The sequence below is a fragment of the Salibacterium lacus genome, from assembly GCF_042684865.1.
Taxonomy (GTDB): Bacteria; Bacillota; Bacilli; order Bacillales; family Marinococcaceae; genus Salibacterium; species Salibacterium lacus.
In genome coordinates this window covers 1,068,363-1,093,986 of record NZ_JBHUML010000002.1, presented here as the reverse complement: position 1 = coordinate 1,093,986, position 25,624 = coordinate 1,068,363, and the positions used below count along the sequence as shown (strand labels likewise).

Here is a 25,624-nt window from a genome sequence, read left to right as displayed (position 1 = left end):
TTTGTCCCCGCTCCTTTTTGTGATTAATGTTATGAATTAATTCGTAGTATAGCGTAACAGGAAGCGTTTTCATATAGAACAACTGCCCAAAATGGAAGCGATGTCTTTTGTGCACGATGCATAAGCCCTGCGTTTACGTTTATCTTTCGAGTTTTCTGATCAGTACATACAAAGCAGCTGCGTTGGCAAACTGTTTCATGTCGATGCCGGTTCTTTCAAAAATTTTATCGAGTCTGTACTGCAGGGTGTTGCGGTGCATATGAAGTTCCTTTGCCGTAAGGCTCCGGTTTAAGTTACAGAGGAAGAAGTGATACAGGGTTTCAACCAGTTCTGATTCTTTTTCAAGTCCGGCGAGCGCATAGTGATAAAGTTCTCTTTGTTCGTGTTCCTCCAGAAGCGCAAGGACAAAAGGAAGCATTTCATATCCCTGAAACGTTCGTTCTTTTGGAAAAAGCGAACGTGAAAGCTGGAAGAGTCTTTTCTCCTGTGCAAAAATCTTTTTTATATTTTCCTCCACGTGGACGCGTCTGCCTTCATAAATAAATACGTCCAGCAGTAAATCGGCAGCGAGGATACCGGCAAGTTCGCCGGCATGAAACAGGGAGGTTTCTTCGGATGAATGTTCAGGCACGAGTACAAGAAGAAACTCCCTGTTGATGAAAACAGTCCTCACTTGTTCATTGAAATAATACCGAATGGCTTCTCCAAGGTCGGACTGATTTTCATAAAGTTTTCGCCCTTCAAGATAATACAATCGGAACGAAGAATACTGGGACAGGGAGTCCGGCCGTTCGCCGCCGTCTGCAAAGTAGGTGAACCACTCACGATTCCCGCTTTGAAACGGAGCTTCTTTACTCTGCAGGTCAAAAGAAAGCAAAAGAAGCTGCTGATCCCTTTCACTCAATTCCCCGGTTTCAATCGCAAAGGCTTCGGGAAAACGGCTGGAGTGAAAAATAGTATAATATTCGCGCTCGGTAGCAGTGAGGTCTTTTTCATACACGGTGGAAGGAAAAAGACGTTTCAATGTGTTCAGCATGACAGCACGACCCTTTCTTCAACATTGTTACATTCATGCTACTAAGAATCGCGGAATTTATCTATAGAAAAGCGTAAACATACCCATATTTGCAAGTAAATATATGGTACAATGGAACAATAAAATCATTAAGTAATGTGGTGATGGCATGCCGGAGGGAAAATATTTTCGACTCGGCTACGGGTTGATTATTGTATTATTGATTGTATATCTCGGAACATTGGTGGATTTTATATTCCAGCCCCTGGTTGTTCTGTTTTCCACCTTGTTTGCCCCTATCGTCATTGCAGGGGTGCTGTTTTATCTGTTTCGGCCGGTGGTGAACGTCCTTTCCTGGAAACTGCCGAAAAGCCTGGCCATTCTTCTGCTGTATATCATTATTATTGGTCTGCTGGTGCTGCTTGTGTTCGCAGTAGGGCCGGCGCTTCAGAACCAGTTCAATAATCTTGTGAAAAATGCGCCCGCGCTTATGAACGAAGCACAACGGATGATTGTTAATCTGCAGAATCAGGAATGGTTCAACAACTTTATCGCTGAAATGGACTTTTCCTGGCGGGAAGTAACGACACGGGCAGGTGAATATGCCAATCAACTGTTTTCAGATATTGGGAGTAATATCGCAAATGTAGTAGGAATGATTACAAATGTTGTTATTATCATTCTCATTCTGCCGTTCATTCTGTACTACATGCTCAAAGAAGGAAAAAAAGCACCAAATTTTATTCTGCGGCTTCTGCCTGCTAAACAGGAAAAAGAAGGACGCCGTATTCTCGGAGACATGGACGAAGCGTTAAGTTCCTACATTCAGGGACAGATAATCGTCAGCTTTTTTGTGGGTATCTGTGTGTTTATCGGATATGTCATTATCGGACTCGATTATCCGCTTGTACTGGCTGCGGCAGCGATGTTTTTTAATGTTATTCCATTTTTGGGTCCTTGGATCGGCACTCTTCCAGGTGTCATCGTCGGACTGCTCACATCACCCTTTATGGCACTGCTTGTCATTATCGTTGTTGTCATTGTGCAGCAGATTGAGAGCAACCTTATTTCTCCGCAGGTTATGGGACGCAAACTTGATATCCACCCTTTAACTATCATCCTGCTGCTGCTGGTTGCTTCCAATTTTGCCGGTATTGTAGGGCTACTCCTGGCAGTTCCGGCCTATGCGGTCGGCAAAGTAGTTGTCAGTCATACGTACAGATTGTTAAAGTTAAGAAACAAGCCGCCGGAAGATACAACGTAAAGGGCAGGTTTAAAGAGAAAGGAGATAAATATGGGATACGAATTGGATGGCATTGAACAACTGGAAAAAGAAGAAGTGAAAAGTATCAGCGAAAAAAATGAAAAAAATCCGATTGTCATTGATGTACGGGAACCTTCGGAATACGTTGAAGGTCATATTCCAGGAGTGCCGCTGCTTCCCATGAATCAGGTTCCGGAAGTTGTTGATCAGCTCGATAAAGACAGAGAGTACCTGCTTGTCTGCCGCAGCGGCGGCCGGAGTCAGCATACGGCTCTGTATTTTAAAGACAACGGCATCGAGAATGTAAAGAATTTCGCCGGTGGAATGCTCGCATGGGATGATGAAATGAACACCGGCATGGAAAACCCGGTGCAGGATGATATAGGCAGATTGTATAAGTAAAAAAAAAGGCTCGAATAGAGCCTTTTTTTTCTAAAAGAAACACAAATGCAAAGGAAAGGGACGAGGGAGGGGAGATGGCACGTGAACATTAGAATGATATTGGGATGTTTGATGACACTTGGCCTTTTGTTTTCGGCAGGAAAAGCGGATGCCCGCGCTTTGTTTCAGACAGATGCAGGGAATGCAGGGAATGCAGGGGATACTGAGCAGCAGGGAGAAGAAGCGGAAGAAAACAGACTGGAGCATGATTTGTACATAGATGGGCAGCTCCAGACTTACACCGGAGGTCCGGTCTTTCAAAAAGGTATATTGTATGTTCCTATACAAGCGGCAGTACAGGTGATGAACGATAAGGAAGATATAGATCGTAACGTTCCGTACGAAGGAGAATCATCATTTGATTTCCTGGAAGAGCAGGATTATATTGAAGAGGTGGACGGGCAGGAAGTAGTAAGAGTTTCCAACATTCAGGAACTGGGTATCCGGGCGGAATGGCTCGATAACCCCGGACGTCTGCACCTTGAAACCGCCGACCTCCTGACAGTAGGTGATATGCGTATTGGCGATTCCATGGAGGAAGTGGATGACACATTGACTATTGACTGGAAGACCGGATTCGGCAAACCTTCAGACTATATCGGTTTTCACGGGGACATGCATGAATTTACTTACACGAACCGTTACGGAGAAGAACGCTCCGGTGAAGTACCGGATATGCAGTTGGAAATCATAGACGACGAATTAACATACATGATTTTTTCTTCCTCTGATTTTGAGACCGCAAAAGGAGCAGCGGTCGGTGACACACTGTTTGACGTCCGGCGCCTGCACGGCTCTGAATATATCGAACAGACAATCGACGGCAAGAAGGTGTACATTTATCACGTTAGTGACGGAAGTTTATGGTTCATCGCCAATGAAGAAGAGGAAGTGGAACGAATCGGTATATGGGATTTTCAACTCGAAGGGTATGAAAGATAAACAGAGGTTTATTGTAAAGCAAACGGGGAAAAAGACGAAGAGTGAAAACTGAAAAATTATTCAGGCACAATGCGGAGGTGTAATTATGAAAAAATGCAGTTTGCTTATGCCCTCAGTAGTAGCAGGCGCTGTTGGAACCGCCACTTATTTCTTAATGGATGAGAAAAAAAGAGAAAAAGTGAAGGATGTATCAAAGCATACCGTTGCGAAATGGACCGGGAAGACAAAAGAAGATGAAGATCAGGAATTGAACGAAAAAGTAGGTCACTCGGGTCCTTATGATTTCGAAGACAATGAAATGGTATCAGAAGGTGCCGTGCATTCTGTGCATCATTTTGATAAAGCAGAAGAAAAAGGGGAAGAACCGGTTCATACTACGATAAAGGATAACAAATAGAACCAAGTTGTTACTGCTGTGCCCGAATGAAAGACGGTACAGCAGTTTTTACATGACAAAACGGCCGGGATCGGCTGTGTCCCCAAAAAGAACCGGCGGGCGGAAAAAGAGAATGGTTTTTCCTTTTAACCCCGTAAGGTTTAAAGTACAATGGAACGGAACTCGTTGTTTGAAAACAATAATACCTGCTGGTTGTACACGACATAAAAACCGGCTCTCATGATACAGGCATACATAAACGGCGTGAGGTTTTGCCTGAAAAATCCGCGATAAACAACGACAGTAATATTCTGCCGGTGAAGTGTGCTGTCTTTAGATGAAACTGTTTTTGACAGGCCGGGCGGTTCAACCTATTCAGCAACAAGCTATAAGGTGGTGGGCTCTTCCATGATTACAAGAAATTCAACAATACTCAAAGAATTACAGAAAGTTCTAATCATTGTTATTTCCACCTTGGTGATGGCCGTTGGATTGAACACGTTTTTGATACCCGCTGATGTCTTTTCAAACGGTGCGACAGGGATTGCACAGCTGCTTGCGGCCCTTTTTCCACTTTCCACCGGTGTGTTTTTGCTGCTTGTCAACATCCCCATTGCTCTCCTCGGTTGGTATAAAGTAGGGAAATTGTTCACCTTCTACAGTTTCCTGCATGTTGCACTGACGACGTTTTTTCTTGAAATCGTACCAGTGGAGGCGCCATCGGAAGATATTTTGCTGAACGCTGTATTTGGTGGTGTTATCACGGCTATGGGAGCGGCTTTACCATTGAAATGGGGCGCATCTGCCGGTGGGCTGGATATTGTTGCGCTCGTACTCGCACGATTCAGTGACCGGCCGGTCGGAACCTATTTCTTTATGTTGAACGGCATTATTGTGCTCGCGGCCGGCCTGCTATTTAACTGGGAAAGTGCGCTGTACACCCTTCTGGCTGTGTATGTCAGTTCCCGTGTGATTGACACCATCCACACGCGTCACGTGAAGGTCACGGCCATGATTGTGACAAAACAGCCGGATGCTCTGCGCGAAGCGATTCATCAGCATATTACCCGCGGGATTACAAGAATACCTGCTAAAGGCGGGTATGATTACAGTGAAAAAGAAGTATTGATGATTGTTATTACAAGGTACGAGCTCTTTGCGCTGCGGGAGGTCATTGAAGAAGTGGATCCAAGTGCTTTCACCAATATTGTTACGACGACCGAAATCTTTGGCATGTTCCGTAGAGATAATTAAAACAGAACTCCCTGAAATAGGGGGGTGAGAATGGTAAGTACAGCGATGGATCCAAGGACGACTACAATCAACCCGCCTCCGGCAAGCGAAATCAGAAAGGCTGCAGCAATACCGGTGATTCCAAACAATGGATTATCGTGAATGAATACCGCTCCAGGGAAAATAAGAGCTCCAAGCGCAGCATAAGGCACATTTTTTAGAATCCCTTCTATTTTCGGAGGGATTTTTTCCGTACGAAAGAAGATAAACGGAAGCATTCTTGGAATGTAGGTTACCAAAGCCATGCCGGCAATGATGATGATGATTTCCCGGGACATTCAAGACTCCTCCTTTACATCCTGCTGAGTTTCCATGTCCTGAGGCGCAGCCCATTCTATAAGCACTGCGGACAAAATAACGGAAAGAATCAGAGCCCAGCCTTCGGCGATCCATAATGAAAAGAGACTGTTCATTACCGCTGCCAGGCAGGCTAGAAAAATCACTTTCCGGTGTTTTTTTAAGGAAGGGGTAAGTAATGCGATAAACAGAGCGTACAGTGCAAATGTAAGGCTCTGTTGTAACATAGAAGGAAGCAGATCGCCGATACTGTGTCCCGCCGCTGAAAAGCCGGCCCAGCTTATGTAGGAAATCAAAAAAACACCGTAAATGTAAGCGGAGCTGATTGTTCCTTCTTTCATGGAAGTGACAGCAAAGACTTCATCTGTAATACCAAACGCGTATCCGGCTTTTTTTAACGGGTGGTCCGGGAGCACCTTTTCATTTAAAGAAGCGCTCATAAGTAAATGCCGGATATTGACGATGAAGGTCGTGAAAATGATTTCAAACGCTCCAGTCCCTGCTGCAAGCAGGCTGAGAGCCATGTACTGGGCAGCTCCGGCAAACACGAGCATGCTCATCAGCAGCGTTTCAAGGGCTGTTAATGGAACAGTCTGGGCAATAAATCCAAACGTTATGGCTGCTGGAACATAACCAAGCGCAATGGAAGATCCGTCTTTCAAGCCGTATACAAATGGGTGGAATGATCCGGTCATAGATAACTCTTTCAACAGAGGCCTCCTTTCTATCTTGTGAAACTTCTGTTTCACAGGGTGACACCGGAATTGTGTTATAGTATAATTATTGTATGTTATAACATACAATACGTCAAGGTGGTGCAAATGAAAAAAGACCAGCTCAATGCTCATATTGGAAAGAAACTCCGGGAGATTAGAAACAGAAAAGGGCTTAGTCTTGATGAAACAGCAGAGCGGACAGGAGTAAGTAAGCCCATGCTCGGGCAGATGGAGCGCGGGGTTTCCAATCCAACCGTGGGGACTCTCTGGAAGATAGCCGACGGCCTGCAGGTCCCTTTTACGACATTTGTAGAAGTGGAACGCCCGCCTGCTGCAAAAATCAGCTTTGATGAATTGGAAACACTGGAAGGGGAGCGGGGAGGCTTCGATGTGAAGCCTGTATTTTCAAAAGACAGCCATACACCATTTGAAGTGTTCTATGTCGACCTGTCCCCGAACCGTCACTATTATTCCGATGCCCACCAGGAAGGGGTGGAAGAATACATTTTCCTAAATAAAGGAGAGCTTGGAGTCGTCGTTGGCAGCGACACCTTCCAACTGCAAAAAGGAGACGCCCTTCGTTTTGAAGCGGACGTGGACCATGGATACATCAACGAAACGAAAGAAATGGTACGTTTCATGATGATTATCTATTATTCGTAAACAGTCGATCAGTCAGAAACGAAACCCGTACCGTTTGGAGACAACATCGTAAAAACCAAGAGAGTTGTAAAGCGCTTTGGTTGCTGCGTTACTGACGCCCGTTTCCAGTTCAATACCCTTAATGCCCTGGTTTTCGGCCCAGTATATAATTTTCAGGAGAAGATTTTTGGCAATACCCTGGTTGCGGTGTTCCTTATGTACGAATAAATCATTCAACCAGATATAATAACCGCCTTTCTCAAGGGAGATGCCGAGGTTGAAAAAGGCCGCTCCAACCACAGCCCCATCGGATTCAGCAACAAAAATGTGAGCGCCTGAGTGTTCCTGAAGGGTGAGATGGATGGATTCTTTTAATAATTCGCCGGCGTTATCCCTGCCGATGGAAGCCATCTGCTCCATCAACAGATCCGCCACTTCTTTACGCAGACTTTCCGGTGCATTTTTAGGTATTTCGTAAATATTCATTGGTCAGGTCTCCTCCCTTGCCAGTATTATTTCTGCTTTTCAAATTTTTTCTTGTCGGTTAATTGGAGCCGTTCCTCCAGATAAACAGCAATTCCTTCGTCTTCATTGCTGTATGTCACTTCTGCCGCTGCCTGTTTTGCTTCAGGTGAAGCATTTCCCATAGCAACACCGCTTCCTGCTTCAGACAGCATTTCAATGTCGTTATCCTCGTCGCCGAAAGCAATCACATCTTTCAGTGTTACACCGCAGTAACGAGCTACTTTCTCAAGGCCCGCTGCCTTATTGTTGCCGGTGCTGATAATTTCAATCATGTGATGCGGTGCTCCCCAGGACCGTTGTTCAATTCCTTGCGCGTGTTCTCCGGAGATGAGGTTCCGGAGCTTTTCGGCATGCTCCAGCTTTGGATAGACCAGAAGGGAAGTAGGACCGCTTTTAAGCAGTGTCTTCAGGTCACCGCACGCTGCGGGATCCGTGTGGAGCGCGAACATATCAAGAAACGTTTCATCATAGTCGTGAAGGAATACATCGTCCACCACTTCCGCCATCATATTATTTACCTGAAATGCCTTGCACGTATCAATGATGGTTTTTGCCGTTACTAGATCAAGCGGAGAATGGTACGTGTGAAAAGAAGCATCCCCCGGATGATGGACGTACGCCCCGTTGAAATTAACGATAGGGGTGTCCAGGCCGAGCTGCTGGTAATACATTTTACTGGCCCGGTAAGGTCTTCCGGTAGCAATTGCAATGAGGTGTCCCATTTTTTTTGCTTCCTGGAGCGTTTTGTACGTTCTGGTCGAGATGGTCTTGTCTTCTTTCAGCAGGGTGCCGTCTAAATCCAGTACAATTAAATGTTTTTCCATGGCGCTTACCCTCGTCTTTCTGTCAGGAAGTCACTGCTGCTGCAAACGTGTCGTTCATCAGATTGTAAGAAATGACTTAAAAATGTACCATGAATCATGAGTATAATGCGGCTCAAATATGCTAATATGATGAAAAGAGTGTGCGTGTCCTATTTTACTTCAGCTGGCGTTGAAATGAAAGTTTCTGCTTAAATTGAAGAAGAAGGAGGTGGGCGGTGATCGCGGATTTTTTTTCGACCTATTCTTTTCGTGCGTTATGGACCCCGGAACTTATGGTTGTTCTGGCTCTTACAGCTCTCATTTATTACGGCATAATGTTGAAAAAAAGGCATAATTTCAAAGGGACGGACGAGTTTTTTGTCCGCCGGAATATATACTTTCTGCTCGGATTGGCTGCTTTGTATCTCGGCTGGGGCAGTCCATTGTATGTAGCAGGTCATTCTATTATTACCCTCCATATGACACAGATGGTATTTGCTTACTTTGCAGCGGTGCCGTTGTTCATTCTGGCGCTTCCGAAATGGCTCCTGCAATCAGGTATTGATTGGTGGCGGAAAAAAGCGGAATGGACCTACCGCATTGTCCTGCACCCGATTATTGGATTGATTGCATTCAACGCCTTGTTTTCGTTTTATCATATTCCGGTTGTTTTTGATGAAGTGATGCAGGCACCGGTTCTTCACAGTGTTTATCAGGGCGCATTATTTGCATCTGCGTGGCTGATGTGGTGGCATATGCTGTCACCGCTTCCATCTGATCACCAGCTCCCGGATCTGCGCCGGATTGTCTACATTTTTGCAAACGGCATTTTGATCACACCGGCGTGTGCGATGATTATATTTGCGGGAAGTCCTCTCTATGAAACGTACACCAATCCCGAGGTATGGTCGGAAGTAATGGCATACTGCCTCCCGCCTGGAACTGCTCCGCCGACGTCGATGATGAATAATGGACCGGGGGCGATGTCGTTTCTGGAGGCTCATTCCGACCAGCAGCTTGCCGGCGTGGTCATGAAGATCTCGCAGGAGCTGGTGTATGTCACAGCCATTGGATATGTATTCAAACAATGGCTGGCCAAAGAACAGCCCAAAGAGGGAGAAAGGACCATCAGCGACATCCCGGCTGATACAGATCGTTTAAAATGAGAAAGCTTGAAAGAAGGGTGAAGCGATGAAACGTATCATGCTCTTGGCAGGTGCAGGACTGCTGTTGGCAGCGCTCGGAGGCTGTGGCTGGCTGTATCAGATCGGCCAGTCGCAAGGGGCTCAGAATGGAACCAGCTTGAGGGACGCAGAACCATCCTTGTCTTCCTTTTCTTTTACAAATCAGGACGGAGAAACGGTAACGAACAAGGACCTCCAGGGAGAATACGTGATTGCTGACATGATTTTCACGAACTGCCCGACCGTCTGCAACACGATGACCCCGAATATGCTCAACCTGCAGGGTCAGATTGAAAAAGCAGGACTGGAAGATGTGAGATTAGTGTCTTTTACGGTTGATCCAAAACGCGACGATCCACAGACATTAACGAAGTACGGCGAGAACTACGGAGTCGATTTCAGCAACTGGGATTTTCTTACCGGCTATTCAGTGGAAGAGATCAAACAGTTATCCAAAACGTCCTTTTTAAGTTCACTGAAGCAGGATACCGGAAATCAGAACATTATACATGCGACGGCTTTTTTTCTCATTGATCCCGAAGGTAATGTGATAAGAAAATACGACGGGCTTGAAAATGACACCGAGCCTGTACTGGAAGACCTGAAACGTTTGACTCCCGTCGATTAGTAACGATTGTACAGAAAGGAGGTGGGGATGTGCGGTCACTGAAGAAATATACCGGGTTCCTTGTGATGACGGTGTTGGCAGTTTTGGCTGCCGCTGCCTGTGGACAGGAAGAAGGCGGCGGGGAGATGTCGCTTGATAATGAAAACTGGGAATCTGTCAACCTCGCAGATAAAGAAAACCCTTCCGTACTTTTTCATTTCACAGGTGTCAATTGAAGCCACTGTGTTTCGCAGCTCGTGCAGCTGCAGGAGAATATGGAATTGTTTGAAGACATGGAAGCTGATATTTATACCATCAGCAATGATTCCCCGGAAGCACATAAAGAGTTAAAAGAGCAGATGGGTTTCACCTTTACCATGTTGTCCGACGCTTCCCTTGATGTTGTAGAGAAAGCCGATATGGCTGGAGAAGGGATGTCGGTAAGAGGGTACTCGGTTTTCAATGGAGACGGGGAACTCATCACATCGCAGGAAAACGACTTATGGGGAACAAATATCGAAAGCACTGCTGAAAAAATAAAGAATGCGTTAAATTAAACAGAAGCTGGCCCCGGTACATGGGACCAGCTTTTTCTTTCAAAGGAGTATGATGCAGCCCCGGCCCCAGCGCGGGCGGCAGGACGTTTGCAAACGAAGTGTGCTCTTATTTCAAAAAGCATGACCTTTCCGGCGTTGTGCATTTTATACTACGTTATGTATATACATACAATCATGCGCAAAAAGGCTGTTACGGTGAAAAGCGGTAATAACATTGAAAAGGCGCATACCGAATCATTGAAAAATGGGTATAGAAAAATATAAAAATACAGTTGCATTAATATATATTCACACTTATAATAATAAGAAAAGATGATGTATAAAGATAAAACGAGGTGCAAGTTTATGAAAGCAGCGATCGTGGGAGCAACCGGATACGGAGGAATAGAATTAATACGTCTGCTTCACAATCATCCTGATATAGAGAGCATGACCGTGTTCTCCTCTTCTCAGGAAGGGAAACAGATGGCGCAAAGTTATCCTCATGTCACGGGGATTGTAGAACTCACTCTGGAAGATATTGAACCGCAAAATCTGAAGAAGCACGATGTCGTATTTCTATCCACGCCCCCCGGGGTGTCCGCGGAACTAAGCGCAGCATTGAATGGCGCAGTCAGAGTTATTGATCTTTCCGGGGATCTCCGGTTAAAGGATGCGGATACCTACTGCCGCTGGTATGGACGGGAAAGTGCACCGGACGCTCTTCTTCAGGAAGCGGTATATGGATTGACCGAATGGCATAGAGAAGAAGTTCGTACAGCGGGCCTGCTTTCCAATCCAGGCTGCTACGCAACCACAGTGCTCACAGGTATTCTGCCGCTCATTCAGGAACAGGCGGCTGATGCAGGTAACCTGATTATAGATGCAAAATCGGGAACGACAGGAGCAGGACGCTCCCCATCGGCTGTCACGCACTTCAGTGAAATGAACGACAATCTTAAAATTTACAAGGTCAATGAGCATAAGCATACACCTGAGATTGAACAGGAACTTTCGCGTTTCAGTGGGAAGGAAGCCCCTGTTACATTCAGTCCCCACCTTGTGCCGATGACACGCGGCATTATGGCAACGATGTACGCCCCCCTCCCACCGGGGTGGAAAGGGAAGGATCTGGAGAATCTGTTTGAGCAGTGCTACCAAAACAGTCCATTCGTAAGAATCCGAAAAGACGGGGCCCTCCCCTTTACAAAAGAAGTGTATGGGACGAATTACTGTGATATAGGCTTTACGGTGGATGAACGCACCGGGCGTGCCACTATTGTTTCTGTCACGGACAATTTAATGAAGGGTGCTTCCGGCCAGGCCGTCCAGAATATGAATCTGATGTTTGGCTTCCCGGAAACCAAAGGACTCGACTATATTCCAATATATCCATAGGCAGCAAGTCATTAATAGAATAACAGGGGAGAGAGAAGCATGGGAACGGTATACAAGACCGATAACATTACAGAAATAAGCGGTGGAAGCATTATTACCCCGAAAGGTTTTAAAGCAGCAGGCATTCATACGCAGGTAAAGCGGAAACGAAATGATCTTGGGGCCATTCTGTGTGATGTGCCGGCTTCGAGTGCAGCTGTCTACACGTTAAATAAAATACAGGCCGCTCCCCTGCAGGTAACAAGAGAAAGTATAGCCGAAGAAGGGAAACTCCGCGCCATTGTTATTAACAGTGGAAATGCCAACGCCTGTACTGGAGAGGAAGGGCTGCAGGACGCTTATACAATGCGCAGGACAGCGGCAGAAACATTTCAGCTTCCGGTTCATCAAGTGGCCGTGAACTCTACCGGCGTCATCGGCGAACGACTTGCGATGGACAAAATCGTACCGGGCATTCAGGACCTGCAGCCGATGCCGGCCTTTAAAGATGCGGACCAGTTCAATGAAGCCATTATGACGACTGATACGGTGAAAAAGCATGCCTGTTTTCAAACGACGATTGATGATACACAGGTAACATTTGGCGGCGCGGCCAAAGGATCCGGAATGATTCATCCCAATATGGCTACCATGCTCGGTTTTGTTACAACAGATGCTGTGATCGAGCCGGAGTATCTCCAGCAGGCATTATCAGAAGTCACGAACAAGACATTTAACTGTATTACGGTGGACGGAGACACATCGACCAATGACAACGTTGTAGTTATGGCAAGCGGATGTGCGGAAAATAAAGCGCTGACCCCGGAACACCCGGAATGGAGCACGTTCGTCCAAAGCCTGCAGATTACCTGTGAAGAGCTTGCCCAAAAAATAGCCCGGGACGGAGAAGGGGCTACGAAACTGGTCGAGGTGAAAGTGGACGGTGCATTAAATGATCATGAAGCAGCAAAGGCTGCTAAACAGATTGTCGGAAGTGATTTGGTGAAGACAGCCATTTATGGAACGGATGCAAACTGGGGAAGAATCATCGTGGCTCTTGGGTACAGCGGAGTGGAACTGAATCCTGAAACGATCGATATATCCCTCGGTTCCATCACGACGTTAAAGAACAGCCGCCCTGTTTCTTTTTCGGAAGAAGAAGCTAAAGCTTATCTTGAAAATGAAGAAATCACCATTCATGTGAATCTGCATTCAGGAAGTGGATTCGGAAAAGCCTGGGGATGTGATCTCAGTTATGAGTACGTCAGAATAAACGCCGGTTACCGGACGTAAAGCAGAAAGGAGGAAGTGGGATGGAGCATGTTATTGTCCTGAAGTGCGGAGGGGCCGCTCTTGAGAACCTGGGAGCGGATTTTTTTGAAAGCATAGCTGCTATGCAGAAGCAGGGACTGCATCCTGTCATCGTTCACGGCGGCGGCCCTGCTATAAACCGCAGGCTGGAGAAGGACCGTGTTCCCACCGAATTTGTGGATGGTCTCCGCAAGACGACGCCTCAAGTGCTGGAAGCGGTGGAAAAAGCACTGACAGGCGATGTCCGCCGCGGCCTGGTGCACGCTCTTGAAAAGAGCGGTGCCCCTGCACTTGGATTAACAGGAAGTGAACATAACCTGCTTCAGGCTTCCCCGGTGGATATAGAGAATCTGGGACTTGTCGGAGCTGTTGATACTGTCCATACAAAACGGCTGGAAGAGCTTATGGAAAGTGGCTGTATTCCTGTTATCGCTCCCATCGCTTCCTCTGAAAGTCACGGACGGCTGAATGTTAATGCCGACGCTGCTGCTGCTGCTGTGGCAACAGCACTTGGAGCCGGGGAGCTGGTTTTTGTTACGGATGTAGACGGCGTACTGCGCGAAGGCAGACTGGAAGAAACGCTTACAGAATCATCTGTCAAAACATACATCGATCAAGGTATCATTTACGGTGGAATGATTCCGAAAGTCAAGGCTGCAGCTGCGTGTCTCGAAGGATCCATTAATAAAGTAACCATCGCCAATGGAAATGGAAAAAACAAAAACGAAGACGGAACCCTGAAAGGGACGACCGTTGTTAAAGAACATACTTCAACCGATCACAAGATAGAAATGATGAATAACCAGGAGGGGCAGCAATGAAGAATCAGGAAGATACCGTCGGGGTAGAGGAAGAATTATTTCCAACCTACAAACGGTGGGATGTCACATTTGCGAAGGCAGAAGACACTACAATCACGGATACAAACGGAAATACCTATCAGGACTTCATGGCCGGTATCGGAGTCGTCAATCTCGGGCACAGTCATCCCGCTGTTGTGCAGGCGGTGGAAAAGCAGCTGCATGAGGGCTGGCACGCGTCTAACTTTTTCCACTACAATCAGCAGCAGGAAGCGGCGCATCTTTTGACATCACACTCGTGCGGAGATCTTGTTTTCTTTGCAAACAGTGGAGCAGAAGCCAATGAAGCTGCTATTAAGCTGGCAAGAAAACATACCGGCCGCAAAAAAATCATCAGTTTTGTCCAGTCTTTTCACGGCAGGACGTTCGGCAGTATGGCTGCTACCGGACAGACAGCAGTTCAGGAAGGATTCGGCCCGATGCCGGAAGGGTTTGTCCGACTTCCTTTTAATGACGTGAGTGAACTGGAGAAAGCCATTGATGAAGACACCGCTGCCGTCATGATTGAAATGGTCCAGGGAGAAGGCGGGGTCCGTCCCGCTGATAAAGCGTTCGTCAAAGCGGTGGTCGAGCAGGTCGAGGGAAGCGGAGCTCTGCTCGTCTGCGATGAAATTCAGACCGGCATCGGCCGTACCGGTACTTTTTTTGCCCATGAACAATACGGAATCGAGCCGGACATCATAACAAGCGCCAAGGGACTGGGAAATGGGTTCCCGGTAGGTGCCATGATTGGAAAACTGTTTTTGAAAGAATCCTTCGGTCCCGGCAGCCACGGCACGACGTTTGGCGGGAACCCGCTGGCGATGGCGGCTGTCACAGCGACGCTGCGGACACTCTTTGAAGAAAGACAGATGGAAGCGGCAGCTGCTAAGGGAGAACGATTCCTGAACGAACTGGACCAGGAGCTCCGTCCCCTGCCGGTTGTCCAAGACGTCCGAGGCATGGGAATGATGGCCGGAGTCGAATTGACAGAGTCCTCTGCGCCCGTTATTAAGGAACTTCGGGATAAAGGGATGCTTGTTATTGGAGCGGGGCCGAATGTCATCCGCATGCTCCCCCCTCTCACGATGAAAGAAGAAACACTTCTGAAGGGCGTTCAGAATATTAAAGAAGCCCTTTCTTCCATACAGTCATAGATTATAAGCAGGATTCGAGGAGGATTTGTATCAATGAAGGGATATATAAAGCTCGAAAATGAGGAACTATTTGAAGGTACGATTGAAACAGGAGAACAGCAGGACATTTACGGAGAAATTGTTTTTTTTACCGGAATGACCGGTTATCAGGAAGTGATGACGGACCCGTCTTTTTATGGTCAGATTGTCGTTTTTACTTATCCCCTCATCGGAAATTATGGATGGAATCCATCAGACTATGAAAGTCATCATCCGCAGCCGGCCGGTCTGGTTATCAGCGAAGCCTCCCCGGATGCTTTTCATTACGAAGCAGACCAGACAATAAAAGAAGCCGCAGAACATGCCGGCATTCCACTGGTTACCGGGGTTGACACCAGGACGCTCGTGAAAAACATCCGGGAGAAAGGGGATATGGGAGCTGTTATTACGACATCTCCTGCTGAAGCAGATCCCGGCAGCTACGAACCAATAGGCAGTAAAATGCTGATTGATGACGTAACCATTCAGACTCCTGAAACGATCGGAGACGGAGAAGAGCACATTGTACTGCTGGATTTTGGATATAAACATTCCATGGCGCACCGCTTAAAAGAAAAAGGATGCAAAGTGACTGTTATACCTTATGACACAGACAAAAGAGAAATCGCGTCACTTCATCCGGACGGCCTGTTGTTTTCCAACGGCCCGGGGAATCCAAAGCAGCTGCATCATCTTCTGGGTCATTACCGCGAACTATCCCGGCTGTACCCAAGTCTTGGTATATGTATGGGGCACCAGCTGCTTGCCCTTGCTTATGGAGCAGATACCGAAAAGCTCCGTTTCGGGCACCGCGGGGCGAACCAGCCGGTACAGGATACCGCAACGGGCAGAGTGTTTATGACATCACAGAACCACAGTTATGTTGTGAAGGAAGATTCTCTTCCTGCCGGTGAGTTCACCGTCCGTTTCAAAAACATTAATGATCAGTCCATTGAAGGACTGTCTCACACATCACATGACATTACGACGGTTCAGTTCCATCCTGAGGCTCATCCGGGTCCCGCCGACAGCGAAGAAATACTGGACCAGTTCCTTGAACATCTAAAGAACAAAGGGAGAGAAAAAACGTATGCCTAAAGATACAACGATAGAGAAAGTACTTGTCATCGGATCCGGGCCGATTGTTATCGGTCAGGCAGCTGAATTTGATTATTCCGGCACACAGGCCTGCCTGGCGCTGCGTGAAGAAGGAATCGAAGTTATTCTGGTAAATAACAATCCAGCAACGGTAATGACCGATGAAGCGTGTGCAGATAAAGTTTATTTTGAACCGTTGACCGTTGAATCCGTGGAAAAAATTATTCAGAAAGAACAGCCTGATGGTCTGCTTGCTACGCTTGGCGGCCAGACCGGCTTGAACCTTGCCTTTTCCCTGGAAGATGAAGATATATTCGAAAAATACAATGTGAGACTGCTTGGAACCCCGGTGAGCTCCATTAAACAGGGGGAAGACCGGGAAGCATTCCGCGGGCTTATGCATGAACTGGGTGAACCTGTTCCGGAAAGTGATATTGTGGAGAAAAAGGAAGAAGCACTTCAGTTTGCCGCCACTGCAGGTTATCCGATTATTGTGCGTCCTGCCTATACACTTGGAGGGGGCGGGGGCGGCATTGCCCATGATGAAGCGGAACTCCGCTATATTATCGGAGGAGGTCTTGAAGCCAGCCCGATTCATCAATGTCTTGTTGAAAAAAGCATCGCCGGGTTCAAGGAAGTGGAGTATGAAGTTATGCGCGATGCCAATGACACCTGCATCACGGTATGCAATATGGAAAATGTTGATCCGGTCGGTGTTCATACAGGAGATTCCATCGTAACGGCTCCGTCCCAGACATTGACGGACGTAGAGTATCAGATGCTGCGGGCTTCTTCACTGAAAGTGATCCGTGCCCTTGGTATTGTAGGCGGATGTAATATTCAGTTTGCTCTGGATCCACACAGCAAATCCTATTACCTGATCGAAGTGAACCCGCGGGTCAGCCGCTCTTCGGCTCTTGCTTCCAAAGCTACCGGGTACCCCATTGCGCGTATGGCAGCGAAGATCAGCGTCGGCTACCATCTGCACGAACTGCTGAATCCAGTAACCGGCCATACGTATGCCAGTTTTGAACCTGCACTGGATTATGTGGTCGTCAAGTTTCCACGGTGGCCGTTTGATAAATTCGTTCATGCCGATAAACAACTCGGTACACAGATGAAAGCCACCGGCGAAGTCATGGCGGTAGAACGAAACCTGGAGGCTGCACTGCAGAAAGCGGTTCGTTCGCTGGAGATTAAAACGACGGGACTTGAAGTTCCGGGCTTGAGCGGAAAAGAAAAAGATACCCTCTACGCGGAATTGAACCGTCAGGATGATCAACGCTTTTTTATCCTGCTGGAGCTCCTCCGCAGAGGGGAAACAACTCTTGAACTTCACCGTCTCACCGGCATCGATCTGTTCTTCCTGCGTTCGTTTGAGAAGCTCGTGTCACTGGAAAATGACATCCGCAGCAAAGCCTGGGAGAATGTAACAAAAGAACAGTTGTACAGCTGGAAAAAGGCAGGTTTCACCGATGGATGGATGGCTCTTCAGTGGAACGTAGAGCCGGCTGCGGTTTACCAAAAACGAAAGCAGTGGAATCTTATGCCGTCTTACCATATGGTGGATACGTGCGCAGCCGAATTCACGGCGGAAACTCCTTACTACTACTCCAGCTGGTATGCAGAAGGCGACGACAAAAAAGAGACCGGCAAACCGAAACTGCTCATTGCCGGATCCGGCCCTATCCGGATCGGCCAGGGAATTGAATTTGATTACTGCTCGGTACACGGCGCAATGGAAGTCCAAAAAGCAGGCTTCGAAGCGGTCATTGTCAATAACAATCCTGAAACCGTAAGTACAGACTTTGAGATGGCTGATCATTTGTATTTTGAACCACTCACCCCGGAAGACGTGATGCATGTCGCTGAAACGGAACAGGTGGAAGGAATTATTGTTCAGCTCGGCGGACAGACTGGTATTTCGCTCACCGAAGAGCTGGAAAAGGCAGGATGGAAGGTGCTCGGAACATCTTCGGATACCATCGACCAACTTGAAGACCGCGGTCGTTTTTACGAGTTTATGAATGAGGTGGGGGTACCTCACATTCCGGGAAAAACGGCCTATAATCAGGAAGATGTCATGGAAAAAGCTTCCCATATTGGATATCCGGTCCTGGTCCGCCCGTCTTACGTCATTGGAGGACAGGGCATGGCGGTTCGTACAACGGAAGCAGAGCTGCTTGAATACCTTAATGACAGTGGAAAAGAAGTGGAGTATCCTGTACTTATTGACGCCTACCTGCCGGGCACAGAGCTCGAGGTGGATGTGCTCACTGATGGAACAGACATTTTCATGCCGGGGATTTTTGAGCATGTGGAACGGGCGGGGGTACACTCCGGTGACTCGATGGCTGTCACGCCGCCTTTTTCCATATCACTGGACGTGAAACAAAAACTCGTAGAGTATACCGAAAGAATTGCTGAAGGTATGGATTTTAAGGGAATCTTTAACATTCAGTTTGTCTATGATGGAGAAACCCTCTATGTTATAGAGATTAATCCGCGCGCATCCCGTACCGTTCCGATTTTTTCAAAAGTGACGGGCATTCACATGGTGGAAGGTGCAGTGGAAATGTTCCTTGGAACGCCGCTGAAAGAATGGAGTAACGGACGGACCGGCCTGCATACAGAGACGTCGTATTACACCGTGAAAGCACCGGTCTTTTCCAACGACAGGCTTCCTGGTATTGACCCGCTTCTGGAAGCGGAAATGAAATCCACCGGGGAACTGATCAGTATCGCACGGGATAAGGATGAAGCATTTAATAAGGCGTTTGCCTGGTCGGAAGCGCAGGTGCCGGTTCTTTTTAAGAAGAAGGGACTGATTTTCTGCGACATCGATGAAACAGTAAGCACCGCCGCTGCTCCGTCTCTGAAAACGCTGGAGGACAAAGGATATATCATCGTGACCCGTCACGATATGACATTTGAGGAGTGGCTTCACCATCCAGATGCGGTGGCCCTGTTCAGCATTCCAAAAACCGGTTATTCAACAGGAAAAGAGATGCGCCAGGAAGCCCTGAAGCAACGGAAAACGATTGTCACCAATTCGGATACACTGGCGGTCATGGTGCAGGCGATGACCGGCACAGCAGGAGAACCCCGTTCCATAGAAGAATGGCTGGAGACAAATACAACGGCTGATGAAGGAGTTTGAAAGATGAATAATGCAGAACGGGTACAACCATTAAATAACCTTAAAAACAGAGACGTTCTGACGCTGCTGGACTTCACGGCGGAGGAAATGCACGATCTGATTCATTTGGCGGAATCATTAAAGGAAGACAAAAAATCAAGACCTGTGTATCCTCTGCTCGAAGGGAAATCGCTCGGGATGATTTTTGAAAATGCTTCGACGAGAACAAGAGTCTCTTTTGAAACAGGGATGACTCAGCTTGGAGGACATGCTCTGTTTTTAAGTCCAAGGGACATGCAGATTGGCCGCGGTGAGCCGGTGAAAGATACTGCCAACGTGCTTTCCCGCTATGTGGACGGCATTATGATCCGGACAAACTCCCATGAAACAGTGGAGGAACTGGCTGCGCACGCAGATGTCCCGGTTATCAATGCACTGACGGACTCGTATCACCCCTGCCAGGCTCTGGCTGATTTACTTACAATCAAGGAGCATAAAGGAAAACTCAAAGGATTGAAAGCCGCTTTTGTCGGTGATGGCAACAATGTCGCCCATTCTTTTTTGATTGCCTGCTTAAAAGCAGGGATGGAAGCGTCCCTTGCTGTACCAAAAGGGTATGAACCGGATGAAGAGATATGGAAAGAAATCGAAAAGACAGCGGAGCATCACCAGGCATCCCTGACGCTCACCCATTCCCCGCAGGAGGCGGTGCAGGGTGCGGATGTCATCTATACAGATGTTTGGGCCAGCATGGGATTTGAAGAGGAGCAGGGAGCGCGGGAAAAAGATTTTTCCGGGTTTCAGATCAACGAAACGTTGTGTGCAGACGCTGATTCTTCCTTCATTTTCATGCACTGCCTGCCGGCACACCGCGGGGAGGAAGTGTCGGCCGGGATCATTGACGGCATCCATTCGGTTGTGTATGATGAAGCAGAAAATCGTCTTCATGCTCAGAAGGCATTGCTTGCTTCCATTATGTAATCAGGAACACGAAAGCTGCTTTGACAGCAACTCTGCTGTTAAGGCAGCTTTTTGAAATGGAGGTGGGCGATATGGGGCGGTGAAAGCAGGTGGAAAGATGAAATCATTGTATACAGGGGCCTTTATTTTTTGTGTGGTTCTTTTACTTACGTTCAGTATCCTCCGTTATGCAGTACATACGGGAGAAGGAATGGCTGTTATCGGAGCGCTCGTCACAGCGGTCCTTTCAGAATGGTGGTACCGGAAAAGATGGTCATAGGCACGGCTGGACATGCATAATGGTCTAAGCAGAGGTGTCTGTATGAAACAGGAAAGGGAGTGGCGGTGTATGCATGGAGCAGGAACCGCGTGGAAAATATGGGTGTTTTGCTCTACCCTGATAGGGTCGGCCCTGCTTATTGGATGTGAAAATCCTGTATCAAGCGAATCTGAAGAAAATCGGGTTGCCCTGCTGCTTGAACATACCATTGATGAGCAGAGCTGGAACCGCAAAGGCTATCAGGGGCTGCTTCAGATTCAGTCGGATCTTAAAATGGAAGTAAGCTACCATGAGAATATTTCAAACGTGTCAAAGCTGAAAGAAGAAGTGAAACAACTCCAGGAAGAAGGAGTCGATCTTGTTTTCGGCCACGGAAAAAAATTCGGAGACAGGTTTATGAAAATCAAGGAATCGTATCCAGACATTCGTTTTGTCAGTATCAATGGCGATACAGGCGCGCAAAACATTACATCGGTCCAGCTTAAAGGATATGCCATGGGGTATTTTGCCGGCAGACTGGCCGGAGAAATGACCGACACTGGTACGATTGCTGTTATTGCAGCCCGGTCATGGCAGCCGGAAGTCAACGGATTTCAGGAGGGGGCAAAAAGCAGTGACTCGTCGGTTGAAGTGATATCAACGACAACGGGAAGTTGGAATGATAAAGAAAAAGCCCTGCAGAAACTGCAGAAGGTTACGGCAGAACATGCTGATATTGTATATCCTGCCGGAAATGGATTTCACGTTGATGTGATAAACAAGGCGAAAGAACAGGGGCAAAAAGCAATCGGTTATATAGGGGATCAATCGGACCTTGGAGAAGCGGCTGTACTGACAAGTACGATACAGCATGTGGAAAACGTGTATCGGATGGTAGCTGAAAAGCATCAACAAGGGGAGCTCAAAAACGGGGTGGAAACGTATGGTTTTGAAGAAGGTGCCGTATCTCTCGGCCCTTTCAGTCCGGAAGTTCCCGAAGCTCTCCGCCAACAGCTCAACAAAGAAATGGACCATTACAAGAAAACGGGAGAACTGCCTGGTGCCGGCGGATAAACGGGAGACAAGCGGTACGGGAAAAGGTATCAAAAACATGCAGTTATATATCAATGATCACGGCCTGCCTGTTTTCGGCAGGCCTATCTTATGCTTTAAATATGTCCGTATTATGTTACATTTACCTGAAGAAACCCCCTATCATTTCTGAAGTAGTGTAGTGGACATTCCATATCGGATGATATAAAATTAAAACCAGGTCATAAGATGAAGTGTTAACTCTATAGGTGGTTTACCAACCTGTGGTCTTTGAACAAAGAGGAGGAACGATAAATGAAACAGTCAGGAATCTGGGGTATGGGATCATTTACCGAAGGCCGGGTCGTGACAAATACAGAACTGGAAAAAACACTGGATACAAGTGATGAATGGATCCGGACGAGAACGGGTATTGAAAGAAGAGTGTTCGCTGAGGATGACGTTGACACCTCGGATATGGCATACTATTCATCAATGGAGGCATTACAGGAAGCAGGGCTGGATGCGTCCGAGCTTGATCTTATTCTGGTTGCCACTGTTACGCCCGATTATCCTTTTCCATCGGTTTCTTCCCTGCTGCAGGAGCGTCTTGGTGCGCACAAAGCGGCAGCTATGGATATCGGGGCGGCCTGTGCGGGATTTATTTATGGTCTGGCGACAGCGGATCAATTTATCAAAACAGGCATGTATGAGCACATTCTTATTGTCGGAGCGGAAAAACTATCTAAAGCTACTGACATGAATGACCGCAATACAGCTGTACTCTTCGGTGATGGAGCCGGAGCTGCTGTAGTTGGACCAACATCGGAGAACAGAGGCTTTTTCTCGTTTGAATTAGGGTCCGATGGAAGTGGTGCGATGCATATCCGGCAGGATCCGCAGATTATTATGAATGGTCGTGAAGTGTTTAAGTTCGCCGTCCGGCAGATGGGTGAATCATCTATAAATGTATTGGAAAAAGCCGGGCTTACCAAAGACGATGTAGATTTTCTTGTGCCGCACCAAGCTAATATCCGCATTATGGAGGCGGCTAGAGAAAGACTGGAACTTCCAAAAGAAAAAATGGCAACGACCGTCCAGTACTACGGAAATACTTCTTCTTCTTCCATACCAATTGCCCTCGTGGAGGAATTGAAAAATGGTAAAATAAAGGATGGAGATCTTGTTGTTATGGTAGGTTTTGGATCCGGACTTGTCTGGGGAGCTACAGCGATGCGCTGGGGACGCTGATCCACTAATCAAATCAGAGCAAACAACGCAGAACAAAGGAGAGGAAAGACATGAGTGAAAATAACCGTGTAGTGATTACCGGAATGGGGACTGTGAATCCAGTCGGTCTTGATGCCGCCTCATCCTGGAAAAATATAACCAACGGAATGAATGGTATCGGGGAACTTACGCGGCTTAATAAAGAAGAGTTTCCGATGAAAGTAGCAGCAGAAGTTCAGGATTTTGAGGCTTCGGATTTCTTTGATGGAAAAGATGCCAGAAAAATGGACCGCTTCACCCAGTTTGCCGTTGCTTCTGCAAAAATGGCTCTGAAGGACGCGGATTACACAATAACCGACGATAATGCCGAACAAGTTGGAGTATGGATCGGCTCCGGCATTGGAGGTATGGAAACGTACGAAGAGCAGTTTAACAAATTTAAAGAAAAAGGATACAAACGGGTCAGTCCATTTTTTGTACCGATGATGATTCCGGATATGGCTTCCGGACACGTGTCGATTATGACCGGTGCGAAAGGAATTAATTCCTGTACGGTAACGGCCTGTGCGTCCGGTACCAACTCCATTGGCGATGCCTTTAAAGTCATCCAGCGGGGAGACGCAAACGTGATGATTACCGGCGGAGCGGAAGCACCTATTACGAATATGGCGGTTGCCGGTTTCAGTACGGCAAAGGCCATCACAACCAATGATGATCCGGATTCTGCTTCGCGTCCGTTCGATAAAAACCGCGACGGCTTTGTGATGGGAGAAGGAGCAGGGGTGTTGATTCTTGAATCCCTGGAGTCTGCCAAAAGCCGCGGCGCGCACATTTATGCAGAAATCAAGGGCTACGGGGCCACCGGGGATGCCTATCATCTGACAGCTCCCGCTCCCGAAGGAGAAGGCGCTGTCCGCTCGATGCAAAAAGCATTGGATGATGCGGATCTGCAGCCCGAAGATATCGAATACGTCAATGCACATGGGACCAGTACCGCCTACAACGATGAATATGAAACAACCGCTCTGAAAACGGTATTCGGTGACCATGCGTACCAGATGGATGTCAGCTCCACCAAATCCATGACAGGACACCTGCTTGGCGCTGCCGGGGCAATTGAAGCCATCTTCACGTTAAAAGCTATCGAGGAAGGAATCGTTCCTCCTACGATCAATTATAAAGAAGAAGACCCGGCGTGTGACCTTCATTATGTTCCGAATGAAAAGAAGGAACGGGAAGTCAAAGCGGCGCTGAGTAACTCACTCGGCTTCGGCGGCCACAACGCCACCCTCATCTTTCAGAAATATGAAGAATAGATGAACGAAAAAGAGACCCACCTGGCTCATAAAAGCCGGCTGGGTCTCTTTTTCGTTTTTTAATTTTCTTAATAGCTGCTTTCTTCTTCCTCGTTCTCCTCTGAAGCCGTTTGTACGTCTTCAGAGGAAGAAGACTGGTTCAAAAACTGCTGGAGCTTTTCCTTGTTGGCCTGTTTGTCCATTTCCAGCACAAGTCCTGCATGGGTGTATCGTGCATTTTGATACGTATCTTCAAGCGGAACCCGCATCGTATTGATATCGTTGATCTCGCTCAGCAGGACGTCCTTTCCAAGGCCGAGCATCTTCCCCGTTGAGACATCCGTATCAATGTTCGGCCGGACAGCTCCGATCAGCTGCGGAATTTTTGTCACACTGCTGAAGGAAAGCACTTCCTCTTTCAGAAGACTCAGCATCTTCTGCTGGCGTTCCACTCTGCCGAAGTCATTATTCTCTCCACCGCGGTAACGCACGTATTCCAGCGCTTCTTCCCCGTCCAGCTTCTGTGTTCCCGGCTGAAAATCAATATTGACATTACCGGAATGGTCGTTATAATACATCCGTTCCTGTATGTCCACTTCTATGCCGTCAGGAGCCACCGTATCAACAACTTCGACGAAACCGTCAAAATTGACCGTGGCATAATGATCAACCGCAATATCGAAATTTTCCTCTATCGTGTCACTCAAGAGCTCCACACCGCCGTAGGAAAACGAAGCGTTGATTTTATTATTTTCGTAACCGGGAATATCTACATAAGAATCCCGTAGAATAGAAGCAAGGTGGACATTGTTGTTTGCAGGATTATAATTCGCAAGCATAATCGTGTCGGTACGCTGGGAACCTGACTCCTCTTCATCGTCTACGCCGACCAGAAGAAAAGTAAGGTTTTCATCGGGTGCATTGTCCACATCACTGTTTGAACGGTCACCGCTGTTTTCTTTCGAAGAGTCCGGCGGTGATTCTCCGCTGTTTTCGCTGGAGTTATTATCTATCTGTTCTGATGACGTATTGTTATCCTGTTCATCTGTCGCGAAAGGCCGGCCGTCTTTGGAAAGCGTGGTGAATGTGGCAGTGACAGCCAGCACCGCAATAAGAAATGTTAAGAAGTAAAACTTCTTTTTTGCTGATGATGATCTGCGGTATCGTTTTTTCTCTCTTGCCACTATATTAACCCCCTCAGACATTCAACCATGATTATAACAGAAAAAAAGGTAACTTTTGAATGAAAAATTGAAAAAATAAAAAGC

At 47.3% G+C, this 25,624-nt stretch carries 26 protein-coding genes and 1 pseudogene; 21 read left to right on the top strand and 6 right to left on the bottom strand.

All coding sequences use genetic code 11. The features are described 5' to 3' along the window. Positions 1-139: 139 nt before the first annotated feature. Positions 140-1,036, bottom strand: coding sequence for a PucR family transcriptional regulator (locus ACFSUB_RS06445; RefSeq protein ID WP_380712361.1), 897 nt, complete (start codon positions 1,034-1,036; stop codon positions 140-142). A 148-nt stretch (positions 1,037-1,184) separates the two neighbouring features. Here ACFSUB_RS06445 and ACFSUB_RS06440 point away from each other — a divergent pair, with 148 nt between their 5' ends. The 5 genes from ACFSUB_RS06440 (at position 1,185) to ACFSUB_RS06420 (ending at position 5,292) form a co-directional block, all read left to right on the top strand. After that, positions 1,185-2,279 carry an AI-2E family transporter gene (locus tag ACFSUB_RS06440; RefSeq protein ID WP_380712360.1) on the top strand — a complete coding sequence of 365 codons (1,095 nt, stop codon included), beginning with the start codon at positions 1,185-1,187 and terminating at the stop codon, positions 2,277-2,279. A 30-nt stretch (positions 2,280-2,309) separates the two neighbouring features. Further along, positions 2,310-2,681 (top strand): rhodanese-like domain-containing protein, encoded by a 372-nt coding sequence (locus ACFSUB_RS06435; protein ID WP_380712359.1) that lies wholly within the window; start codon positions 2,310-2,312, stop codon positions 2,679-2,681. An 81-nt stretch (positions 2,682-2,762) separates the two neighbouring features. Continuing rightward, positions 2,763-3,662, top strand: a complete 900-nt coding sequence (locus ACFSUB_RS06430; protein ID WP_380712358.1) for a hypothetical protein — start codon at positions 2,763-2,765, stop codon at positions 3,660-3,662. A gap of 85 nt (positions 3,663-3,747) precedes the next feature. Further along, entirely contained in the window at positions 3,748-4,059 is a 312-nt protein-coding gene (locus ACFSUB_RS06425) for a hypothetical protein (RefSeq protein ID WP_380712357.1), read from the top strand. A 387-nt stretch (positions 4,060-4,446) separates the two neighbouring features. Beyond that, positions 4,447-5,292 carry a YitT family protein gene (locus ACFSUB_RS06420; protein WP_380712356.1) on the top strand — a complete coding sequence of 282 codons (846 nt, stop codon included), beginning with the start codon at positions 4,447-4,449 and terminating at the stop codon, positions 5,290-5,292. Here the strand turns inward: ACFSUB_RS06420 and ACFSUB_RS06415 are convergent. Next, positions 5,289-5,609 carry an AzlD domain-containing protein gene (locus tag ACFSUB_RS06415; protein ID WP_380712355.1) on the bottom strand — a complete coding sequence of 107 codons (321 nt, stop codon included), beginning with the start codon at positions 5,607-5,609 and terminating at the stop codon, positions 5,289-5,291. The genes ACFSUB_RS06420 and ACFSUB_RS06415 overlap by 4 nt on opposite strands. After that, positions 5,610-6,323, bottom strand: coding sequence for an AzlC family ABC transporter permease (locus tag ACFSUB_RS06410; protein WP_380713196.1), 714 nt, complete (start codon positions 6,321-6,323; stop codon positions 5,610-5,612). A 126-nt stretch (positions 6,324-6,449) separates the two neighbouring features. Between ACFSUB_RS06410 and ACFSUB_RS06405 the strand changes: the two genes are divergently transcribed. Further along, positions 6,450-7,007, top strand: a complete 558-nt coding sequence (locus ACFSUB_RS06405; RefSeq protein WP_380712354.1) for a helix-turn-helix domain-containing protein — start codon at positions 6,450-6,452, stop codon at positions 7,005-7,007. A 12-nt stretch (positions 7,008-7,019) separates the two neighbouring features. Here the strand turns inward: ACFSUB_RS06405 and ACFSUB_RS06400 are convergent, their stop codons facing one another. Both ACFSUB_RS06400 and ACFSUB_RS06395 read right to left on the bottom strand, forming a co-directional pair. Beyond that, complete coding sequence (locus ACFSUB_RS06400; protein ID WP_380712353.1) at positions 7,020-7,472, bottom strand: GNAT family N-acetyltransferase; 453 nt, start codon at positions 7,470-7,472, stop codon at positions 7,020-7,022. A 26-nt stretch (positions 7,473-7,498) separates the two neighbouring features. Beyond that, positions 7,499-8,335 carry a Cof-type HAD-IIB family hydrolase gene (locus tag ACFSUB_RS06395; RefSeq protein ID WP_380712352.1) on the bottom strand — a complete coding sequence of 279 codons (837 nt, stop codon included), beginning with the start codon at positions 8,333-8,335 and terminating at the stop codon, positions 7,499-7,501. Positions 8,336-8,550: 215 nt separating this feature from the next. Here ACFSUB_RS06395 and ctaG point away from each other — a divergent pair, with 215 nt between their 5' ends. From ctaG to fabF, 15 genes and pseudogenes are all read left to right on the top strand, one after another. Then, positions 8,551-9,480, top strand: coding sequence for a cytochrome c oxidase assembly factor CtaG (gene ctaG / locus ACFSUB_RS06390; protein WP_380712351.1), 930 nt, complete (start codon positions 8,551-8,553; stop codon positions 9,478-9,480). A 25-nt stretch (positions 9,481-9,505) separates the two neighbouring features. Further along, a complete protein-coding gene (locus tag ACFSUB_RS06385) occupies positions 9,506-10,126 on the top strand; it encodes an SCO family protein (RefSeq protein ID WP_380712350.1) in 621 nt (206 codons plus the stop codon). A gap of 29 nt (positions 10,127-10,155) precedes the next feature. Next, complete coding sequence (locus tag ACFSUB_RS06380) at positions 10,156-10,341, top strand: hypothetical protein (protein WP_380712349.1); 186 nt, start codon at positions 10,156-10,158, stop codon at positions 10,339-10,341. Positions 10,342-10,356: 15 nt separating this feature from the next. Beyond that, a pseudogene (locus tag ACFSUB_RS06375) lies at positions 10,357-10,662 on the top strand (redoxin domain-containing protein); the annotation flags it as partial. A gap of 345 nt (positions 10,663-11,007) precedes the next feature. Then, positions 11,008-12,039 (top strand): N-acetyl-gamma-glutamyl-phosphate reductase, encoded by a 1,032-nt coding sequence (argC, locus tag ACFSUB_RS06370; protein ID WP_380712348.1) that lies wholly within the window; start codon positions 11,008-11,010, stop codon positions 12,037-12,039. 39 nt (positions 12,040-12,078) lie between these two features. Next, a complete protein-coding gene (argJ, locus tag ACFSUB_RS06365) occupies positions 12,079-13,311 on the top strand; it encodes a bifunctional glutamate N-acetyltransferase/amino-acid acetyltransferase ArgJ (RefSeq protein WP_380712347.1) in 1,233 nt (410 codons plus the stop codon). A gap of 20 nt (positions 13,312-13,331) precedes the next feature. Then, the gene (argB, locus tag ACFSUB_RS06360) at positions 13,332-14,150 is read left to right on the top strand and encodes an acetylglutamate kinase (protein WP_380712346.1); all 819 of its coding nucleotides are present in this window, start codon (positions 13,332-13,334) and stop codon (positions 14,148-14,150) included. Further along, positions 14,147-15,325 carry an acetylornithine transaminase gene (locus tag ACFSUB_RS06355; protein WP_380712344.1) on the top strand — a complete coding sequence of 393 codons (1,179 nt, stop codon included), beginning with the start codon at positions 14,147-14,149 and terminating at the stop codon, positions 15,323-15,325. Before argB ends, ACFSUB_RS06355 begins: the two co-directional genes overlap by 4 nt. 33 nt (positions 15,326-15,358) lie before the next feature. Next, entirely contained in the window at positions 15,359-16,441 is a 1,083-nt protein-coding gene (locus tag ACFSUB_RS06350; RefSeq protein WP_380712343.1) for a carbamoyl phosphate synthase small subunit, read from the top strand. Continuing rightward, a complete protein-coding gene (locus ACFSUB_RS06345) occupies positions 16,434-19,601 on the top strand; it encodes a carbamoyl phosphate synthase large subunit (RefSeq protein ID WP_380712342.1) in 3,168 nt (1,055 codons plus the stop codon). Before ACFSUB_RS06350 ends, ACFSUB_RS06345 begins: the two co-directional genes overlap by 8 nt. Positions 19,602-19,604: 3 nt before the next feature. Further along, the gene (gene argF / locus ACFSUB_RS06340) at positions 19,605-20,561 is read left to right on the top strand and encodes an ornithine carbamoyltransferase (protein ID WP_380712341.1); all 957 of its coding nucleotides are present in this window, start codon (positions 19,605-19,607) and stop codon (positions 20,559-20,561) included. A gap of 97 nt (positions 20,562-20,658) precedes the next feature. Continuing rightward, positions 20,659-20,820 (top strand): hypothetical protein, encoded by a 162-nt coding sequence (locus ACFSUB_RS06335; protein WP_380712340.1) that lies wholly within the window; start codon positions 20,659-20,661, stop codon positions 20,818-20,820. A gap of 69 nt (positions 20,821-20,889) precedes the next feature. Further along, entirely contained in the window at positions 20,890-21,873 is a 984-nt protein-coding gene (locus ACFSUB_RS06330) for a BMP family ABC transporter substrate-binding protein (protein ID WP_380712339.1), read from the top strand. Positions 21,874-22,146: 273 nt separating this feature from the next. Then, positions 22,147-23,082, top strand: a complete 936-nt coding sequence (locus tag ACFSUB_RS06325) for a beta-ketoacyl-ACP synthase III (RefSeq protein ID WP_380712338.1) — start codon at positions 22,147-22,149, stop codon at positions 23,080-23,082. Between the two features lie 50 nt (positions 23,083-23,132). Further along, the gene (gene fabF / locus ACFSUB_RS06320) at positions 23,133-24,377 is read left to right on the top strand and encodes a beta-ketoacyl-ACP synthase II (protein ID WP_380712337.1); all 1,245 of its coding nucleotides are present in this window, start codon (positions 23,133-23,135) and stop codon (positions 24,375-24,377) included. A 68-nt stretch (positions 24,378-24,445) separates the two neighbouring features. Here fabF and ACFSUB_RS06315 read toward each other — a convergent pair whose 3' ends face one another. Continuing rightward, positions 24,446-25,540, bottom strand: coding sequence for an LCP family protein (locus tag ACFSUB_RS06315; protein WP_380712336.1), 1,095 nt, complete (start codon positions 25,538-25,540; stop codon positions 24,446-24,448). Positions 25,541-25,624 lie beyond the last annotated feature (84 nt).

Excerpts from the sequence above, each read along its gene's own strand:
- ACFSUB_RS06445 (WP_380712361.1), bottom strand. The coding sequence starts at position 1,036 with ATGCTGAACACATTGAAACGTCTTTTTCCTTCCACCGTGTATGAAAAA.
- ACFSUB_RS06440 (WP_380712360.1), top strand. The coding sequence starts at position 1,185 with ATGCCGGAGGGAAAATATTTTCGACTCGGCTACGGGTTGATTATTGTA.
- ACFSUB_RS06435 (WP_380712359.1), top strand. The coding sequence starts at position 2,310 with ATGGGATACGAATTGGATGGCATTGAACAACTGGAAAAAGAAGAAGTG.
- ACFSUB_RS06425 (WP_380712357.1), top strand. The coding sequence starts at position 3,748 with ATGAAAAAATGCAGTTTGCTTATGCCCTCAGTAGTAGCAGGCGCTGTT.
- ACFSUB_RS06420 (WP_380712356.1), top strand. The coding sequence starts at position 4,447 with ATGATTACAAGAAATTCAACAATACTCAAAGAATTACAGAAAGTTCTA.
- ACFSUB_RS06415 (WP_380712355.1), bottom strand. The coding sequence starts at position 5,609 with ATGTCCCGGGAAATCATCATCATCATTGCCGGCATGGCTTTGGTAACC.
- ACFSUB_RS06410 (WP_380713196.1), bottom strand. The coding sequence starts at position 6,323 with ATGACCGGATCATTCCACCCATTTGTATACGGCTTGAAAGACGGATCT.
- ACFSUB_RS06405 (WP_380712354.1), top strand. The coding sequence starts at position 6,450 with ATGAAAAAAGACCAGCTCAATGCTCATATTGGAAAGAAACTCCGGGAG.
- ACFSUB_RS06400 (WP_380712353.1), bottom strand. The coding sequence starts at position 7,472 with ATGAATATTTACGAAATACCTAAAAATGCACCGGAAAGTCTGCGTAAA.
- ACFSUB_RS06395 (WP_380712352.1), bottom strand. The coding sequence starts at position 8,335 with ATGGAAAAACATTTAATTGTACTGGATTTAGACGGCACCCTGCTGAAA.
- ACFSUB_RS06385 (WP_380712350.1), top strand. The coding sequence starts at position 9,506 with ATGAAACGTATCATGCTCTTGGCAGGTGCAGGACTGCTGTTGGCAGCG.
- argC (WP_380712348.1), top strand. The coding sequence starts at position 11,008 with ATGAAAGCAGCGATCGTGGGAGCAACCGGATACGGAGGAATAGAATTA.
- argJ (WP_380712347.1), top strand. The coding sequence starts at position 12,079 with ATGGGAACGGTATACAAGACCGATAACATTACAGAAATAAGCGGTGGA.
- argB (WP_380712346.1), top strand. The coding sequence starts at position 13,332 with ATGGAGCATGTTATTGTCCTGAAGTGCGGAGGGGCCGCTCTTGAGAAC.
- ACFSUB_RS06355 (WP_380712344.1), top strand. The coding sequence starts at position 14,147 with ATGAAGAATCAGGAAGATACCGTCGGGGTAGAGGAAGAATTATTTCCA.
- ACFSUB_RS06350 (WP_380712343.1), top strand. The coding sequence starts at position 15,359 with ATGAAGGGATATATAAAGCTCGAAAATGAGGAACTATTTGAAGGTACG.
- ACFSUB_RS06345 (WP_380712342.1), top strand. The coding sequence starts at position 16,434 with ATGCCTAAAGATACAACGATAGAGAAAGTACTTGTCATCGGATCCGGG.
- argF (WP_380712341.1), top strand. The coding sequence starts at position 19,605 with ATGAATAATGCAGAACGGGTACAACCATTAAATAACCTTAAAAACAGA.
- ACFSUB_RS06335 (WP_380712340.1), top strand. The coding sequence starts at position 20,659 with ATGAAATCATTGTATACAGGGGCCTTTATTTTTTGTGTGGTTCTTTTA.
- ACFSUB_RS06330 (WP_380712339.1), top strand. The coding sequence starts at position 20,890 with ATGCATGGAGCAGGAACCGCGTGGAAAATATGGGTGTTTTGCTCTACC.
- ACFSUB_RS06325 (WP_380712338.1), top strand. The coding sequence starts at position 22,147 with ATGAAACAGTCAGGAATCTGGGGTATGGGATCATTTACCGAAGGCCGG.
- fabF (WP_380712337.1), top strand. The coding sequence starts at position 23,133 with ATGAGTGAAAATAACCGTGTAGTGATTACCGGAATGGGGACTGTGAAT.